Origin of the sequence: Streptomyces sp. NPDC006235 (assembly GCF_040613735.1) — a bacterium.
Lineage (GTDB): Bacteria > Actinomycetota > Actinomycetes > Streptomycetales > Streptomycetaceae > Streptomyces.
In genome coordinates this window covers 72,623-87,684 of sequence record NZ_JBEXSR010000003.1, presented here as the reverse complement: position 1 = coordinate 87,684, position 15,062 = coordinate 72,623, and the positions used below count along the sequence as shown (strand labels likewise).

General features: G+C 71.9%; 19 protein-coding genes. 5 read left to right on the top strand and 14 right to left on the bottom strand.

The features are described from left to right. Positions 1–9: 9 nt before the first annotated feature. The 6 genes from trpC to hisI form a co-directional block, all read right to left on the bottom strand. Positions 10–819: an indole-3-glycerol phosphate synthase TrpC gene (gene trpC, locus ABZ192_RS04495; RefSeq protein WP_037668094.1), complete on the bottom strand. Its 810-nt coding sequence runs from the start codon at positions 817–819 to the stop codon at positions 10–12. A gap of 139 nt (positions 820–958) precedes the next feature. Further along, positions 959–1,393: a DUF2752 domain-containing protein gene (locus ABZ192_RS04490; RefSeq protein WP_356923043.1), complete on the bottom strand. Its 435-nt coding sequence runs from the start codon at positions 1,391–1,393 to the stop codon at positions 959–961. Positions 1,394–1,428: 35 nt separating this feature from the next. After that, entirely contained in the window at positions 1,429–1,680 is a 252-nt protein-coding gene (locus tag ABZ192_RS04485; protein ID WP_356923042.1) for an HGxxPAAW family protein, read from the bottom strand. A 109-nt stretch (positions 1,681–1,789) separates the two neighbouring features. After that, positions 1,790–2,434, bottom strand: coding sequence for a TIGR02234 family membrane protein (locus ABZ192_RS04480; protein WP_356923041.1), 645 nt, complete (start codon positions 2,432–2,434; stop codon positions 1,790–1,792). A 41-nt stretch (positions 2,435–2,475) separates the two neighbouring features. After that, positions 2,476–3,957 (bottom strand): anthranilate synthase component I, encoded by a 1,482-nt coding sequence (locus ABZ192_RS04475; RefSeq protein WP_356923040.1) that lies wholly within the window; start codon positions 3,955–3,957, stop codon positions 2,476–2,478. An 11-nt stretch (positions 3,958–3,968) separates the two neighbouring features. Continuing rightward, complete coding sequence (gene hisI / locus ABZ192_RS04470) at positions 3,969–4,364, bottom strand: phosphoribosyl-AMP cyclohydrolase (protein ID WP_306967757.1); 396 nt, start codon at positions 4,362–4,364, stop codon at positions 3,969–3,971. Between the two features lie 83 nt (positions 4,365–4,447). Between hisI and ABZ192_RS04465 the strand changes: the two genes are divergently transcribed. Next, complete coding sequence (locus tag ABZ192_RS04465) at positions 4,448–5,083, top strand: TIGR03085 family metal-binding protein (RefSeq protein ID WP_356923039.1); 636 nt, start codon at positions 4,448–4,450, stop codon at positions 5,081–5,083. Between the two features lie 72 nt (positions 5,084–5,155). Here ABZ192_RS04465 and hisF read toward each other — a convergent pair whose 3' ends face one another. The 8 genes from hisF to hisD are packed head-to-tail and all read right to left on the bottom strand — an operon-like array spanning position 5,156 to position 10,869. Next, on the bottom strand, positions 5,156–5,911 hold the full coding sequence (hisF, locus tag ABZ192_RS04460) for an imidazole glycerol phosphate synthase subunit HisF (protein WP_356923038.1): 756 nt from the start codon (positions 5,909–5,911) through the stop codon (positions 5,156–5,158). Then, positions 5,908–6,309: a RidA family protein gene (locus ABZ192_RS04455; RefSeq protein WP_356923037.1), complete on the bottom strand. Its 402-nt coding sequence runs from the start codon at positions 6,307–6,309 to the stop codon at positions 5,908–5,910. Before ABZ192_RS04455 ends, hisF begins: the two co-directional genes overlap by 4 nt. After that, positions 6,306–7,031, bottom strand: a complete 726-nt coding sequence (priA, locus tag ABZ192_RS04450; RefSeq protein ID WP_086601778.1) for a bifunctional 1-(5-phosphoribosyl)-5-((5-phosphoribosylamino)methylideneamino)imidazole-4-carboxamide isomerase/phosphoribosylanthranilate isomerase PriA — start codon at positions 7,029–7,031, stop codon at positions 6,306–6,308. The genes ABZ192_RS04455 and priA overlap by 4 nt, the downstream gene beginning before the upstream one ends. Next, complete coding sequence (gene hisH / locus ABZ192_RS04445) at positions 7,028–7,693, bottom strand: imidazole glycerol phosphate synthase subunit HisH (protein ID WP_356923035.1); 666 nt, start codon at positions 7,691–7,693, stop codon at positions 7,028–7,030. Before hisH ends, priA begins: the two co-directional genes overlap by 4 nt. Continuing rightward, complete coding sequence (locus ABZ192_RS04440; RefSeq protein ID WP_010039417.1) at positions 7,690–7,854, bottom strand: hypothetical protein; 165 nt, start codon at positions 7,852–7,854, stop codon at positions 7,690–7,692. The genes hisH and ABZ192_RS04440 overlap by 4 nt, the downstream gene beginning before the upstream one ends. After that, a complete protein-coding gene (gene hisB, locus ABZ192_RS04435; protein WP_086849365.1) occupies positions 7,851–8,444 on the bottom strand; it encodes an imidazoleglycerol-phosphate dehydratase HisB in 594 nt (197 codons plus the stop codon). Before hisB ends, ABZ192_RS04440 begins: the two co-directional genes overlap by 4 nt. Continuing rightward, positions 8,441–9,547, bottom strand: coding sequence for a histidinol-phosphate transaminase (locus ABZ192_RS04430; RefSeq protein WP_356923034.1), 1,107 nt, complete (start codon positions 9,545–9,547; stop codon positions 8,441–8,443). The genes hisB and ABZ192_RS04430 overlap by 4 nt, the downstream gene beginning before the upstream one ends. Then, on the bottom strand, positions 9,544–10,869 hold the full coding sequence (gene hisD / locus ABZ192_RS04425) for a histidinol dehydrogenase (protein ID WP_356923033.1): 1,326 nt from the start codon (positions 10,867–10,869) through the stop codon (positions 9,544–9,546). The genes ABZ192_RS04430 and hisD overlap by 4 nt, the downstream gene beginning before the upstream one ends. Before the next feature lie 178 nt (positions 10,870–11,047). On the opposite strand from hisD, the gene ABZ192_RS04420 reads away from it, so the two are divergent. From ABZ192_RS04420 to ybaK, 4 genes are all read left to right on the top strand, one after another. Beyond that, positions 11,048–12,625 (top strand): oxidoreductase, encoded by a 1,578-nt coding sequence (locus ABZ192_RS04420; RefSeq protein ID WP_356923032.1) that lies wholly within the window; start codon positions 11,048–11,050, stop codon positions 12,623–12,625. Positions 12,626–12,746: 121 nt separating this feature from the next. Next, on the top strand, positions 12,747–13,778 hold the full coding sequence (locus ABZ192_RS04415) for a hypothetical protein (protein ID WP_356923316.1): 1,032 nt from the start codon (positions 12,747–12,749) through the stop codon (positions 13,776–13,778). 11 nt (positions 13,779–13,789) lie between these two features. Further along, the gene (locus ABZ192_RS04410) at positions 13,790–14,530 is read left to right on the top strand and encodes an LON peptidase substrate-binding domain-containing protein (protein WP_356923031.1); all 741 of its coding nucleotides are present in this window, start codon (positions 13,790–13,792) and stop codon (positions 14,528–14,530) included. Positions 14,531–14,541: 11 nt separating this feature from the next. Further along, positions 14,542–15,048 carry a Cys-tRNA(Pro) deacylase gene (gene ybaK / locus ABZ192_RS04405; protein WP_356923030.1) on the top strand — a complete coding sequence of 169 codons (507 nt, stop codon included), beginning with the start codon at positions 14,542–14,544 and terminating at the stop codon, positions 15,046–15,048. Positions 15,049–15,062: the final 14 nt, after the last annotated feature.

Below are 15,062 nucleotides of genomic sequence, written 5' to 3'. Positions count from 1 at the left end.
AGCGGGAGATCAGCCCCGGCCGTGCCGGAGTGCAGGGTGTTCGCCCGCCGCCACCAGGTCGGAGACCGCCGTCTTGGGGTCCTTGCCGGTGACGAGGGACTCGCCCACCAGGACCGCGTCGGCGCCGGCGTTGGCGTAGGCGATGAGGTCGTGCGGTCCGCGGACGCCGGACTCGGCGATCTTGATGATGTGGTCGGGGATCTCCGGTGCCACGCGCTCGAAGGTGCCGCGGTCGACCTCGAGGGTCTTGAGGTTGCGCGCGTTGACGCCGATGACCCGGGCACCGGCGTCCACCGCGCGCTCGACCTCGTCCTCGTCGTGCACCTCGACGAGCGGCGTGAGCCCGATGGACTCGGCGCGCTCGATGAGGGACTCCAGGGCGGGCTGGTCGAGGGCGGCGACGATCAGCAGGACGACGTCGGCGCCGTAGGCGCGGGCCTCCCACAGCTGGTACGACGTGACGATGAAGTCCTTGCGCAGGACCGGGATGTCCACGCGGGCGCGGACCGCTTCGAGGTCGGCGAGCGAGCCGCCGAAGCGCCGCTGCTCGGTGAGGACGGAGATGACGGCCGCGCCGCCCGCCTCGTAGTCCGCGGCGAGTCCGGCCGGGTCGGCGATCGCGGCCAGCGCGCCCTTGGAGGGGCTGGAGCGCTTGACCTCGCAGATGACCTTGACGCCGTCGCCGCGCAGTGCGGCCGCGCCGTCCTTGGCCGCGGGAGCCTTCGCCGCGCGCTCCTTGAGCTCGTCGAGGCTGACGCGCGCCTGCCGCTCCGCGAGGTCGGCACGGACTCCGTCGATGATCTCGTCGAGCACACTCACGCGAGCGGCCCCCTTCCAGACTCTTGACAGTTCCAGCGACCGATCGAAAACCGATGGTCACTGCGATGGTATCCGCAGCGGGGCGTAGGCCTCGCATCCGGTTGACGCCGGTCCCACTACCTGGACATCCACCAGTTGATCAAGGATGGAGCCAGCCTCCGAAGGGCAGGTTCCGGACAACCGTGAAGACCAGCAGCAACACGCCGAGGCTCCACACCAGGCCCGGGCGGGGGTCGATCCGCAGCGGGCGCCCGCGCACCGCGTGGACCACCCATACGGTCCACAGCACGGCGAAGGCCAGATAGCCGAGGACGGCGAGCGCGTTGGCGTGCAGTGCCGCCGGGAGATCGCCGTGGACGAAGGCGTGCGCGCTGCGCAGCCCGCCGCAGCCGGGGCAGTACAGGCCGGTGTAGCGCAGCAGCGGGCAGACGGGGTAGTGGCCGGGTTCGTTGGGGTCGACCGCGCCCACGTAGGCGAACGCGGCGGCGGCGGCCGCGAGCACCCCGGCGGGGACGGCCAGGCGGGCCGGGACGCTGTGCGTCGCCCTTCGGCTGTCGGCGTTCACGGCAGCCATTGTGCCCCTCACGCGATGACGCGGTTCCGCGGGGATCAGCTCTTGGCGCCCGCGGGCTCGCGGTCGCCCGTCATCGCGTGCGGCTTGTGCAGGTCCTTGGGCTGGCCGAGGCCCATCATCCGCATGATGGCGCCGACGACACCGCCGAGGAGCACGACGACCATGCCCGCCCAGAAGCCCAGGGGCTGGTCCATCACCATGAACGCGCCCGCGACGCAGAAACCGATGAAGGCGATGATGACACCGGTCCAGGCGGCCGGGGTGTGACCGTGGCTGCTGCCCGCCATTGCTTGCTCCTCGTTGCTGTGTGCGTGTCTGAGCAGGACGCTCGGGCCCATTGTCCCGCACGCGTGCCCCCGCTGTGAGCGGGGGTGTCCCCCGCTCCCCCGGGTGGGCTCACGCCCCGGTGGGGTCCTCGCCCCGGTCGAGTGCCTTCCACAGTTCCTCGGGCCGGTCGGGGTCGACGGCGGGGGCCTTGCGGCGCGGCTGGGGCGTGCCGCTGCGCTCGTAGCGGCCGGACATCGCGGGCCACAGCCGGCCGTAGCGCAGGGCGAGCAGCCCGGCCAGGAGGATCAGGACGCCGCCGACGGCCGCGACATACGGCCAGGCGGTGTGGCTGAGGGTGTCCACGGAGGCGGAGGTGTCACCGGAGGCCTGGGCTGCCTGCTCGTCGAGCGCGGCATCGTCGGAGGCGCCGAGCAGGGCGGCGGCGACGATGCCCGCGCCGGAGAGCGCCAGCAGTCCGGCCACGACGAAGCGGCCGGCCCGGCGGACGGCGAAGACGGCGACGAGCGCGGCGAGGCCCACTATGGCGAGCGCCGCGGGTACGCCCGTGACGTCGCTGCCCTTGGCGGTCAGGGGGAAGGCGCCGCCGGCCACCGTCGCGGTGCCCTCCGCCCAGCGCTGCCGGGTGGCGAGCAGCGCCACGGCCGCGCCGAGCGCGCCGCACAGCAACGCGACGGCGAGGCTCAGGCGGCCGGCCCGGGCGGATCCGGCGGCTTCGGAACGGGGGTGGTGAGGTGCAGCAGTCACGTACCCCACTATCGCTTGAACCCGGGGCGAACCGTCACCCGGGGTTCATCTCAGGCCTTTCCCAGCCGGTTCGCCGTGTGGACGGCCCTGAGGACCGCCGCCGCCTTGTTGCGGCACTCGGTGTCCTCGGCGACCGGGTCGGAGTCGGCGACGATGCCCGCGCCGGCCTGCACGTACGCGGTGCCGTCCCGGAGGAGGGCCGTGCGGATGGCGATGGCCGTGTCGGAGTCGCCCGCGAAGTCGAGGTAGCCGACGCAGCCGCCGTACAGCCCGCGCCGGGACGGTTCGAGTTCGTCGATGATCTGCATGGCGCGCGGCTTCGGGGCGCCGGAGAGGGTGCCGGCCGGGAAGCAGGCCGTGAGGACGTCGAAGGCCGTGCGGCCCGGGGCGACGCGGCCCGTCACCGTCGAGACGATGTGCATCACGTGCGAGTACCGCTCGACGGACATGAAGTCGACGACCTCGACGGAGCCGGGCTCGCAGACCCGCCCCAGGTCGTTGCGCCCCAGGTCGACGAGCATGAGGTGCTCGGCGCGCTCCTTGGGGTCGGCGAGCAGTTCGTCGGCGAGGGCCTGGTCCTCCTGCGGGGTGGCGCCGCGCCAGCGGGTGCCGGCGATGGGGTGCACCATGGCCCGGCCGTCCTCGACCTTGACCAGGGCCTCGGGGGACGAGCCGACGACGTCGAAGCCGTCGAAGCGGAACAGGTACATGTACGGGGAAGGGTTGGTGGCCCGCAGGACCCGGTAGACGTCCAGCGCGCTCGCCGTGCACGGTGTCTCGAAGCGCTGGGAGGGAACCACCTGGAAGGCCTCCCCGGCCCGGATGCGCTCCTTGATGTCCTCGACGGCCTCCTGGAAGTCGGGGCCGCCCCACAGCGCCGTGTACTCGGGGAGCTCGGAGGGCGGGAGCGCGGCCGGGGGCTGGGCGACCGCTCGGGAGAGGTCGGCCTCCATGGCGTCGAGCCGGGCCACGGCGTCCGCGTAGGCCTCGTCGACGCCGGTGTCCAGGTCGTTGTGGTTGATCGCGTTGGCGATCAGCAGGACCGAGCCCTCCCAGTGGTCCATGACGGCCAGGTCGCTGGTGAGGAGCATGGTCAGCTCGGGCAGCTTCAGGTCGTCGCGCTCGCCGGGGCCGATCTTCTCCAGGCGGCGGACGATGTCGTAGCCGAGGTAGCCGACCATGCCGCCGGTGAAGGGCGGCATGCCGTCCTGGTGGGGCGTGTGCAGGGCCTCGATGGTGGCGCGCAGCGCGGCGAGGGGGTCGCCGCCTGTGGGGACGCCGACGGGCGGGGCGCCGAGCCAGTGGGCCTGTCCGTCGCGCTCGGTCAGCGTCGCCGCCGACCGCACGCCCACGAAGGAGTAACGGGACCACGAGCGGCCGTTCTCCGCGGACTCCAGCAGGAAGGTGCCCGGGCGCTCGGCGGCGAGCTTGCGGTAGAGCGCGACCGGGGTGTCGCCGTCGGCGAGGAGCTTGCGGGTGACGGGGATGACCCGCCGGTCGGTGGCGAGCTTGCGGAACGTCTCGAGGTCCATGGCCGCTGACCTTACTGATCCGAGGCGGGGGCGTCGGAGCCGCCGTCCTTGAGGAGCACGTCCTCGTCGAAGCAGGTGCGCGCGCCGGTGTGGCAGGCGGCGCCGACCTGGTCGACCTTCACCAGGACGGTGTCGGCGTCGCAGTCGAGGGCGACGGACTTCACCCACTGGAAGTGGCCGGAGGTGTCGCCCTTGACCCAGTACTCCCGGCGGCTGCGGGACCAGTACGTGCACCGGCCGGTGGTCAGGGTGCGGTGCAGCGCCTCGTCGTCCATCCAGCCGAGCATCAGCACCTCTCCGGTGTCGTACTGCTGAGCGATGGCGGGCAGGAGGCCGTCGGCGCTGCGCTTGAGGCGGGCGGCGATCTCCGGGGCGAGACGGCTGGGCCGGGGGGACGTGCTGGTCATGCCGACCATTGTGCCGCGCGCCACTGACAGGCCAGGTGGAGTGTCCACTGTGCGGACCTTCGAGCCGGTCGTAGGCTGACTCCATGTCGACCCATGCCAAGCGTGAACGACTTCTCCTCGCCGATCTGTTGGAGACCGCGGGCCCGGACGCGCCCACCCTGTGCGAGGGCTGGACCACCCGGGACCTCGCGGCGCACGTGGTGGTGCGCGAGCGCCGCCCGGACGCCGCCGGCGGAATACTGATCAAGCAGCTCGCGCCGCGCCTGGACCGGGTGATGGCGGAGTACACCGACAAGCCGTACGAGGAGCTGATCCAGCTGATCCGTACGGGGCCGCCCCGCTTCTCGCCCTTCTCGCTCAAGCCGGTCGACGAGATGTCCAACATCATCGAGTTCTACGTCCACACGGAGGACGTCCGGCGCGCCCAGCCCGACTGGTCGCCGCGTGAGCTCGACACGGTCTTCCAGGACGCCCTGTGGTCCCGGCTGGAGCGCACGGCCCGGCTGATGGGGCGTGGCGTCCCGACGGGCCTGGTGCTGCGCCGGCCCGACGGCCAGACAGCGGTCGCCCAGCGCGGCACCCCGGTGGTCACGGTGACCGGCGAACCCTCCGAACTCGTCCTGTTCACCTACGGCCGCCAGAGCGCGGCCAAGGTCGACCTGGACGGCGACGAGAACGCGATCGCGAAACTGCACGAGGCGAAGCAGCTCGGGATCTGAAGGCACATTCCCCCTGGGGGAGCATGGTGAAGCCCCGGCCGCGGCACGCGACCGGGGCTACCGGCAGGCGGGTCACCGCACCGGGTGGCCCGCCTCCCGCAGCGTCTGCTTGACCTCGCCGATGCGCAGGTCCCCGAAGTGGAACACCGACGCGGCCAGCACCGCGTCCGCGCCCGCCGCGATGGCCGGCGGGAAGTCCGCCAGCTTGCCCGCGCCGCCCGAGGCGATGACCGGGACGGTCACGTGCCCCCGGACGGCCTGGATCATCTCCAGGTCGTAGCCGTCCTTGGTGCCGTCCGCGTCCATGGAGTTGAGCAGGATCTCGCCGGCGCCCAGCTCGGCGGCCTGGTGCGCCCACTCGACGGCGTCGATGCCGGTGCCGCGACGACCGCCGTGGGTGGTCACCTCGAAGGAGCCGGACTCGGTGCGGCGCGCGTCCACCGACAGGACCAGGACCTGGCGGCCGAAGCGTTCGGCGATCTCCCGGATCAGCTCCGGGCGGGCGATCGCGGCCGTGTTGACGCCGACCTTGTCCGCGCCGGCCCGCAGCAGCTTGTCCACGTCCTCGGCGGTGCGCACCCCGCCTCCGACCGTGAGCGGGATGAACACCTGCTCGGCCGTGCGGCGCACCACGTCGTACGTCGTCTCGCGGTTGCCCGACGAGGCGGTGATGTCCAGGAACGTCAGCTCGTCGGCGCCCTCGGCGTCGTACACCTTGGCCATTTCGACGGGGTCGCCCGCGTCGCGCAGGTTCTGGAAGTTGACGCCCTTGACGACCCGGCCGTTGTCCACGTCCAGGCAGGGGATGACTCGGACCGCCAGGGTCATGAATCCACCGTTCCTCTGAATGCCTCTAGTTCCACCGACACCAGGACGCGCGGGTCGACGAAGCCGTCCACCACGAGGAAGGTCGCGACCGGGCGCACGGAGTCGAACAGCTCCTTGTGGGCCCGGCCCACCTCGTCGAGGTCGCGCGTGTGTGCCAGATACATCCGCGTCCGGACCACGGACTCGATGCCGAGCCCGAACTCGCCGATCGCTTCCAGGGCGCTGGTGAAGGCCGCCTTGGCCTGCTCGTACGGGTCGCCCTCGCCGTACAGCACGTCGCCCTTGAAGGGTGTCGTGCCCGCCACCAGCACCCGATCGCCCGCCGCCACGGCGCGCGCGAAACCGAAACTCTCTTCCCAGGGACTTCCGCTCTGCACGCGCCGTACGGCATCGCTCATGACGACACAGTCTCCAATGCCTCTTCCAGGGTGAACGCCTTCGCGTACAGCGCCTTCCCTACGATCGCGCCCTCTACGCCGAGCGGGACGAGCTCGGCGATCGCACGGAGGTCGTCGAGCGAGGAGACGCCGCCGGAGGCCACCACCGGGCGGTCGGTCGCCGCGCAGACGTTCTTCAGCAGCTCCAGGTTGGGACCCTGGAGGGTGCCGTCCTTGGCGATGTCCGTGACGACGTACCGCGCGCAGCCCTCCTTGTTGAGGCGCTCCAGCGTCTCGTAGAGGTCGCCGCCGTCGCGGGTCCAGCCGCGGCCGCGCAGGGTCGTGCCGCGGACGTCGAGACCGACCGCGATCTTGTCACCGTGCTCGGCGATGACCTTGGCGACCCACTCGGGAGCCTCCAGGGCGGCCGTGCCCAGGTTCACGCGGGTGCAGCCGGTGGCCAGGGCGGCGGCGAGGGTGTCGTCGTCGCGGATGCCGCCGGACAGCTCCACCTTGATGTCCATGGCCTTGGTGACCTCGGCGATCAGCGCGCGGTTGTCGCCGGTGCCGAAGGCGGCGTCCAGGTCGACCAGGTGCAGCCACTCGGCGCCGGACCGCTGCCAGGCGAGGGCGGCCTCCAGGGGCGAGCCGTAGGAGGTCTCCGTACCGGACTCGCCGTGCACCAGGCGCACCGCCTGGCCGTCGCGGACGTCGACGGCGGGGAGGAGTTCGAGCTTGCTCACAGTGTTCCGATCCAGTTGGTGAGGAGCTGGGCTCCGGCGTCGCCGGACTTCTCGGGGTGGAACTGCGTGGCCCACAGGGCGCCGTTCTCGACGGCCGCGACGAACGGCTTGCCGTGTGTGGACCAGGTGACCTTGGGGGCCTCCATCGCCGGGTTGTGGGTCTCCAGCGACCAGTCGTGGACGGCGTAGGAGTGCACGAAGTAGAAGCGCGCGTCCGTGTCCAGGCCGGCGAACAGCTGCGAGCCGGGCGCCGCGTCCACGGTGTTCCAGCCCATGTGGGGCACGATCTCGGCCTGGAGCGGTTCGACCGAGCCGGGCCACTCGTCGAGGCCCTCGCTCTCCACGCCGTGCTCGATGCCGCGGGCGAAGAGGATCTGCATGCCGACGCAGATGCCCATGACGGGGCGGCCGCCGGACAGCCTGCGGTCGACGATCCAGTCGCCGCGCGCCTCGCGCAGGCCCTTCATGCAGGAGGCGAAGGCGCCGACGCCCGGCACGAGCAGCCCGTCGGCGTTCATGGCCTTGTCGTAGTCACGCGTGATCTCGACGTCGGCTCCCGCGCGCGCGAGGGCGCGCTCGGCGGAGCGGACGTTGCCGAAGCCGTAGTCGAAGACGACGACCTTCTTCTGCTTCTTCGAGGGGGAGCTCGACGGGGCGCTCAATTCCACACCTCCAGCCTCACGACACCGGCCGCCAGGCACATCGCGGCGCCGATGGAGAGCAGCACGATCAGGCCCTTGGGCATCTTCTGCTTGACGAAGGAGTAGATCCCGCCGACGAGGAACAGGCCGACGACGATCAGCAGGGTCGAGATGCCGTTCACAGGGCGCCCTTCGTGGAGGGGAGGATGCCGGCCGCGCGCGGGTCGCGCTCGGAGGCGTAGCGCAGGGCCCGGGCCAGCGCCTTGAACTGGCACTCCACGATGTGGTGGGCGTTGCGCCCGTAGGGCACGTGCACGTGCAGCGCGATCTGGGCCTGGGCGACGAAGGACTCCAGGATGTGCCGCGTCATCGTGGTGTCGTACTCGCCGATCATCGGCGCCATCTTCTCGGGCTCGGTGTGCACGAGGTAGGGGCGGCCGGACAGGTCGACGGTGACCTGGGCGAGGGACTCGTCCAGCGGGACCGTGCAGTTGCCGAAGCGGTAGATGCCGACCTTGTCGCCGAGGGCCTGCTTGAAGGCTGCGCCGAGGGCGAGGGCGGTGTCCTCGATCGTGTGGTGCGAGTCGATGTGCAGGTCGCCCTCGGTCTTCACGGTCAGGTCGAACAGACCGTGCCGGCCGAGCTGGTCGAGCATGTGGTCGTAGAAGCCGACGCCGGTGGAGATCTCCGTCTTGCCGGTGCCGTCGAGGTCGATCTCGACGAGGACCGAGGTCTCCTTGGTCGTCCGCTCCACGCGTCCGATGCGGCTCATGAACTCTGCTCCTTCTTCAGTGCACGTACCGCGTCGAGGAACGCGTCGTTCTCTTCGGGGGTGCCGGCCGAGACCCGCAGCCACCCGGGGATGCCGTTGTCCCGGACCAGGACGCCCCGGTCGAGGATCTTCTGCCAGGCCGTGTGCGCGTCCTCGAACCGGCCGAACTGCACGAAGTTGGCGTCGGACTCGACGACGTCGTAGCCCGTGGCGCGCAGTTCGCGTACCAGGCGGTCCCGCTCGGCCTTGAGCTGCTCGACATAGCCCAGCAGCGTCTCGGTGTGCTCCAGGGCGGCCAGGGCGGTCGCCTGGGTGACGGCCGACAGGTGGTAGGGCAGCCGGACGAGCTGGACGGCGTCGACGACGGCCGGGTGCGCGGCGAGGTAGCCGAGGCGCAGGCCGGCGGCGCCGAACGCCTTCGACATCGTGCGGGAGACGACGAGGTGGGGACGCCCGTCGAGCAGCGGCAGCAGCGAGTCGCCGTGGCTGAACTCGATGTAGGCCTCGTCGACGACGACCATCGACGGCTTCGCCGCCTGCGCGGCCTGGTAGAGGGCGAGGACCGTCTCGGGCGGGACCGCGTTGCCCGTGGGGTTGTTGGGGGTGGTGATGAAGACGACGTCGGGCCGGTGCTCGGTGATCGCCTTCTCGGCGGCGGCGAGGTCGATCGTGAAGTCGTCGTTGCGGGGGCCCGAGATCCAGCCGGTGCCGGTGCCGCGCGCGATCAGCCCGTGCATCGAGTACGACGGCTCGAAGCCGATCGCGGTGCGGCCGGGCCCGCCGAAGGTCTGCAGCAGCTGCTGGATGACCTCGTTGGAGCCGTTGGCGGCCCAGACGTTGGCCAGGCCCACCTCGTAGCCGGAGGTGTCCGTCAGGTACGCGGCGAGCTTCGTGCGCAGCTCGACCGCGTCCCGGTCCGGGTAGCGGTTGAGGTCGCGCGCCGCCTCACGGACCCGCTCGGCGATGCGCTCGACCAGCGGCTCGGGCAGCGGGTAGGGGTTCTCGTTGGTGTTCAGCCGGACGGGGACGTCCAGCTGGGGCGCGCCGTAGGGGGACTTGCCGCGCAGCTCGTCCCGTACGGGGAGATCGTCGATGCCTGTCACTTGCCCTGTGGAACCTTCCAGTCGAACCTCGCCTTGATCGCCGCGCCGTGTGCCGGCAGGTCCTCCGCCTCCGCCAGCGTGACCACGTGGTGCGCGACCTCGGCCAGCGCGTCCTTCGTGTAGTCGACGATGTGGATGCCGCGCAGGAAGGACTGGACGGACAGGCCCGAGGAGTGGCAGGCGCAGCCGCCGGTGGGCAGGACGTGGTTGGAGCCGGCCGCGTAGTCGCCGAGGGAGACCGGCGCCCAGGGGCCGATGAAGATCGCGCCGGCGTTCCGGACGCGGTCTGCCACGGCGGCGGCGTCGGCCGTCTGGATCTCCAGGTGCTCGGCGCCGTACGCGTCGACCACCTTCAGGCCCTCGTCGATGCCGTCGACCAGGACGATGGCGGACTGCTTGCCGGACAGGGCCGGAACGATCCGGTCGTCGACGTGCTTGGTGGCCGCGACCTGCGGCTCCAGCTCCTTCTCCACCGCGTCCGCGAGCTCGGCGGAGTCGGTGACCAGGACGGCGGCGGCCAGCGGGTCGTGCTCGGCCTGGCTGATCAGGTCGGAGGCGACGTGCACCGGGTCGGCCGTGTCGTCGGCGAGGACCGCGATCTCGGTCGGGCCGGCCTCGGCGTCGATGCCGATCTTGCCGGTGAAGTAGCGCTTGGCGGCGGCGACCCAGATGTTGCCGGGGCCGGTGACCATGGTGGCGGGCGGGCAGGACTCGGTGCCGTAGGCGAACATCGCGACGGCCGTGGCACCGCCGGCCGCGTACACCTCGTCGACGCCGAGCAGGGCGCAGGCGGCGAGGATCGTCGGGTGCGGCAGCCCGTTGAACTCGGCCTGGGCCGGGGAGGCGAGCGCGATGGACTCGACGCCGGCCTCCTGTGCGGGCACGACGTTCATGACCACGGAGGACGGATACACGGACCGGCCGCCGGGCGCGTACAGCCCGACGCGGTCGACCGGAACCCACTTCTCGGTCACGGAGCCGCCGGGCACCACCTGGGTGGTGTGCGTGCTGCGGCGCTGCTCGCGGTGGACGGTGCGGGCGCGCCTGATGGACTCCTCCAGTGCCGCGCGCACGGCCGGGTCGAGCTCCTCCAGCGCGCGCGTGAGCGCGGCGGCCGGCACCCGCACCTGGTCGAGCCTGACCCCGTCGAACCGCTCGGCGAAATCGATCAGCGCCGCGTCGCCCCGATGATGCACGTCCTCGCAGATCGGACGCACCTTCTCCAGGGCGGCCTGAACGTCGAACTCGGCTCGGGGCAGCAGGTCACGCAGGGCGGGGCCCTCGGGGAGGGCGTCGCCGCGCAGATCGATTCGGGAGATCACGTGCTCAATTCTCTCAGACCCGATTCCCGCGCCGTCCGCTCGTATCAATGGCTGATACAGCCCTGCGCCGGAACCCGGAAGATCCCCTTCACGTTTCGCGTTCGGGGTGTCACTCAGCGGGCATGAACAGGTGTACGAAGCACCTGACCCGCGAGTATCCGGGGAGGAAGGAAGAGACGTGACAGAGGGGGCCGGCGTGCGTGCCGGGGAGCTGCCCGACGACCTGACGGCGGCCGAGGCCGGAATGTGGCAGGCGTTCCGCAACGGCAGCGTGTACGACCTGAGCAGCGGCGACCCCATGGTGGACGATCCGCACGGCGGCCACCCCTGGGGCGAGGAGCGGACCGTGCGGGCCCGGATCGTCTGCTGGCTGCTCCTGGACGGCCCGCCCGCCCTGGCCGGCCGGGTGTCGTCGCTGAAGCTGGCCGGCGTGCTGATCAGCGGCTCGCTGGACCTCGCGGGCGGCACGGTGGTGCCGTACGTCGAGATGCGCCAGTGCCGGTTCGAGCAGGACGTGCTGCTGCCGGAAGCCCGCTTCACGACCGTGCGGATGGTGGACTGCTCGGTGCCGCGGCTGGAGGCGGCCCGGGTGCAGACGGAGGGCGATCTGCATCTGCCGCGCTGCCGCTTCCACCGCGGTATCCGGCTCACGGACGCGCAGATCGGCACGGACCTGATGCTCAACCAGGCGATCGTGCACCGGGACCGCAGCGGCCGGTCGATCGCCGCGGACGGCCTGACGGTCGGCCAGGACTTACAGGCCGAGCTGCTGGAGTCGCACGGCGAGCTGAGCCTGCGCGCCGCCACCATCGGCGTGTCCCTGAGCCTGCGCGGCGCCCGCCTGGCCAACCCGTACGAGCGGCTCGCCTTCAACGCCCCGCAGCTGACCGTCGAGCGCAGCCTGTATCTGACCCCCGCGGGCGTCGGCGCCCAGGCGATGAGCGGGATGACCCCGGCGCGCGGGACGCGGATCCAGCGGTTCGCGTGCGAGGGCGGGATCCGGCTTGACGACGGGCGGTTCGGCGACGCGGTCGACTTCGAGCAGGCCAGATTCACCCTCACCGACGACCAGGAACTGTCACTGCGCCGGGTGCAGACGCCGGAGCTGCGGTTCCTCGGCGAGCATCCCGCGCGCGGGCGTGTCGTGCTGTCGGGGGCGAAGATCGTCAACCTGATGGACCGGGCGGACGCCTGGCCCGGCCCCGGGCGGCTGCACATGGGCGGCTTCACCTACGAGAACCTCGTGCCGCGCGGGCCGTTCCCGCTGGCCGAGCGGCTGGACTGGGTGGCGGCGGCGACCGCCGAGTACAACCCGGAGCCGTACGAGCGGCTCGCGGCGGTGCTGCGGGCCGGCGGGGAGGACGAGGACGCCCGCGAGGTGCTGCTCGCCAAGCAGCGCCGGCACCGGGAGAGCCTGCCGCCGGCCGCCAAGCTGTGGGGTTACGCGCAGGACTGGACGGTCGCCTACGGGTACCGGCCGGGCCGGGCCGCGGTGTGGATGGCGGTGCTGTGGGCGGCGGGCTCGCTCGCCTTCGCCCAGGCCGGGCACCCGCCGCTCAAGCGTGGTGAGCATCCGGAGTGGAATCCCACGCTGTTCACGCTCGATCTGCTGCTGCCGGTGATCGACCTCGGCCAGGTGGGCTTCTGGCAGTTGCGCGGGGGCTGGCAGTGGCTGGCGGCGGCGATGATCCTGCTGGGCTGGGTCCTGGCGACGACGGTGGCGGCGGGGGCGACGCGGTTGCTGCGGCGCAACTGATGATGTTGCTGTGACCAGTGTTGTTGAACTGTCACACTTTTACGCTCTCTTGACCTTACGGCGTACAACTTTCCGCGAGTTCACCGAACGATCTGGCGCCACCATGACCAGCGGACTTTCAATGGTCGGCACCATGGCCATGCAGCTTCCGTTCATCCGCCCGGGCCGGATGACAAGGACCGCTCCCCGCCCCGTCAGCAGGCCGCGCGCCGACGACGAGGTGGTGCTCGACGCGCCCGACGCCCGGCTCAGTCCGGCACTGGTCGCGGCCGCCCGCGGCGACCACGGACCGGCCTCCGGGCTGCTCCGCGCGACCCGGGCGGCGGCCGAGTGGGAGCGGCGCGACCGGTACGTGACCCGGCTGGCCGCCTTCGCCCGCTCGCGCCCCGACTGGCTGGACGCCTGGCTCGCCACCGCCCCGCAGGACCCGGACGCGCTGCTGCTCGGGGCCCAGCTGGCGGTGGACCGCGCCTGGCAGTCACCGGCCCGGGCCGAGGCGCTGCGCGAGGTGAGCCCACTGATCACGGCGGCCGCGCGGGCCGACCACGGCGACCCCGTCCCCTGGCGGCTCGCGCTGGACCACGCGCGCGGCGCCCAGGCGGGACACAGCTACTTCGAGGAACTGTGGGCGGCGGCCGTCCGCCGCGCCCCGCACCACTACGGCTGCCACGAATCGGCCCTGCGCTATCTGGCCGCCTCCTGGCACGGTTCGCACCAGGAGTGCTTCGACTTCGCCGACCGGGCCGCCCAGGACGCGCCCGCCGACGCCCTCGTCCAGGCGCTCCCGCTGCGGGCGGCCTTCGGCTACCTCACCGACGGCTGCGGGCCCGAGCTGCCGCGCGAACGGCTGGACGCCGCCGCCGACCGGGCGATCGCGCTGTCTCCGCGACTGCCGGCCGCCGACCCCTGGCCGGCCCGGATGCGGAACCTGCTCGTCTTCGTCCTGGTGCGCCTGGAGCGCTGGCAGGACGCCCGGGAGCAACTGCTCCTGAACGGCCCGTACGCCACCTCGTTCCCGTGGGACCAGGTGTCGGACGACCCGCTCGGCCACTTCCTGCGGATACGCGACGACATACTGTCCGGAGCAGCCGTCCGGCCTGCCGGGCATCCACGGAGTGAACGGGGCGGACGAGTCCGCTCCGGCGACCATTAGGCTTTTGCGTCGTGACCACCGTCCGGCTCCCCCTCTTCCCCCTGAACTCGGTGCTGTTCCCGGGGCTCGTGCTCCCGCTCAACGTCTTCGAGGAGCGGTATCGCGCCATGATGCGCGAACTGCTGAAGACACCGGAGGACGAGCCGCGCCGGTTCGCCGTCGTGGCGATCCGCGACGGCCACGAGGTGGCCCCGAGCGCGCCCGGCATGCCCGACCCCACGTCGCTGCCCGAGCGGGGGCCCGCCGCCGGCTTCGGCACGGACCCTGCCAAGGCGTTCCACAAGGTGGGTTGCATCGCGGACGCGGCGACGATCCGGGAGCAGACCGACGGCTCCTTCGAGGTGCTGGCGACCGGCACGTCCCGGGTACGGCTGCTGTCGGTGGAGGCGTCGGGTCCGTTCCTGACGGCCGAGCTGGAGACATTGCCGGAAGAACCCGGCGACGAGGCGGCGCCGTTGGCCGAGGGGGTGCTGCGGTCCTTCCGCCAGTACCAGAAGCGGCTGGCGGGCGCGCGGGAACGGTCGCTGACGACCGGCGCCGACCTGCCCGACGAGCCGGGCGTGGTGTCGTACCTGGTGGCCGCGGCGATGATGCTGGACACCCCCACCAAGCAACGCCTGCTCCAGGCGCCCGACACGGCTTCCCGGCTGCGCGACGAGCTGAAACTCCTTCGCTCCGAGACAGCCATCATCCGTAATCTGCCGTCGTTGCCGGCGTCGGACCTGACGCGCGGCCCGATGAGTCTCAACTGAAGCGGACCGGGATGGCGAAGAAGTCGAAGAAGCAGCACCAGCCGGGCGGCACCCCCGCGACCGTCGCGCTCACGGCAGCGGGCGTGGAGTTCACGGTCCACTCCTACGACCACGACCCCGCCCACCCCTCCTACGGTGAGGAGGCGGCCGAGGCGATGGGCGTCTCCCCCGACCGCGTCTTCAAGACCCTGGTGGCCGACATCGACGGCGCGCTGACGGTCGCGGTGGTCCCGGTGGCGGGCCAACTCGACCTGAAGGCCCTGGCAGCGGCGGTGGGCGGCAAACGCGCGACGATGGCCGACCCGACCCTGGCGGAACGCACGACGGGGTATGTCAGGGGCGGCATTTCGCCTTTGGGCCAGCGCAAGAAGCTGCCGACGGTCCTCGACGCATCGGCGTCTTCCCACCCGACGATCTGCGTCTCGGCGGGCCGGAGAGGACTGGAGGTGGAACTGTCCCCAGAGGACTTGCAGAAGCTGACGGGGGCGGTACTCGCCCCCATCGGACGGCCTGCCTAGCCTGCGGGCAGTCG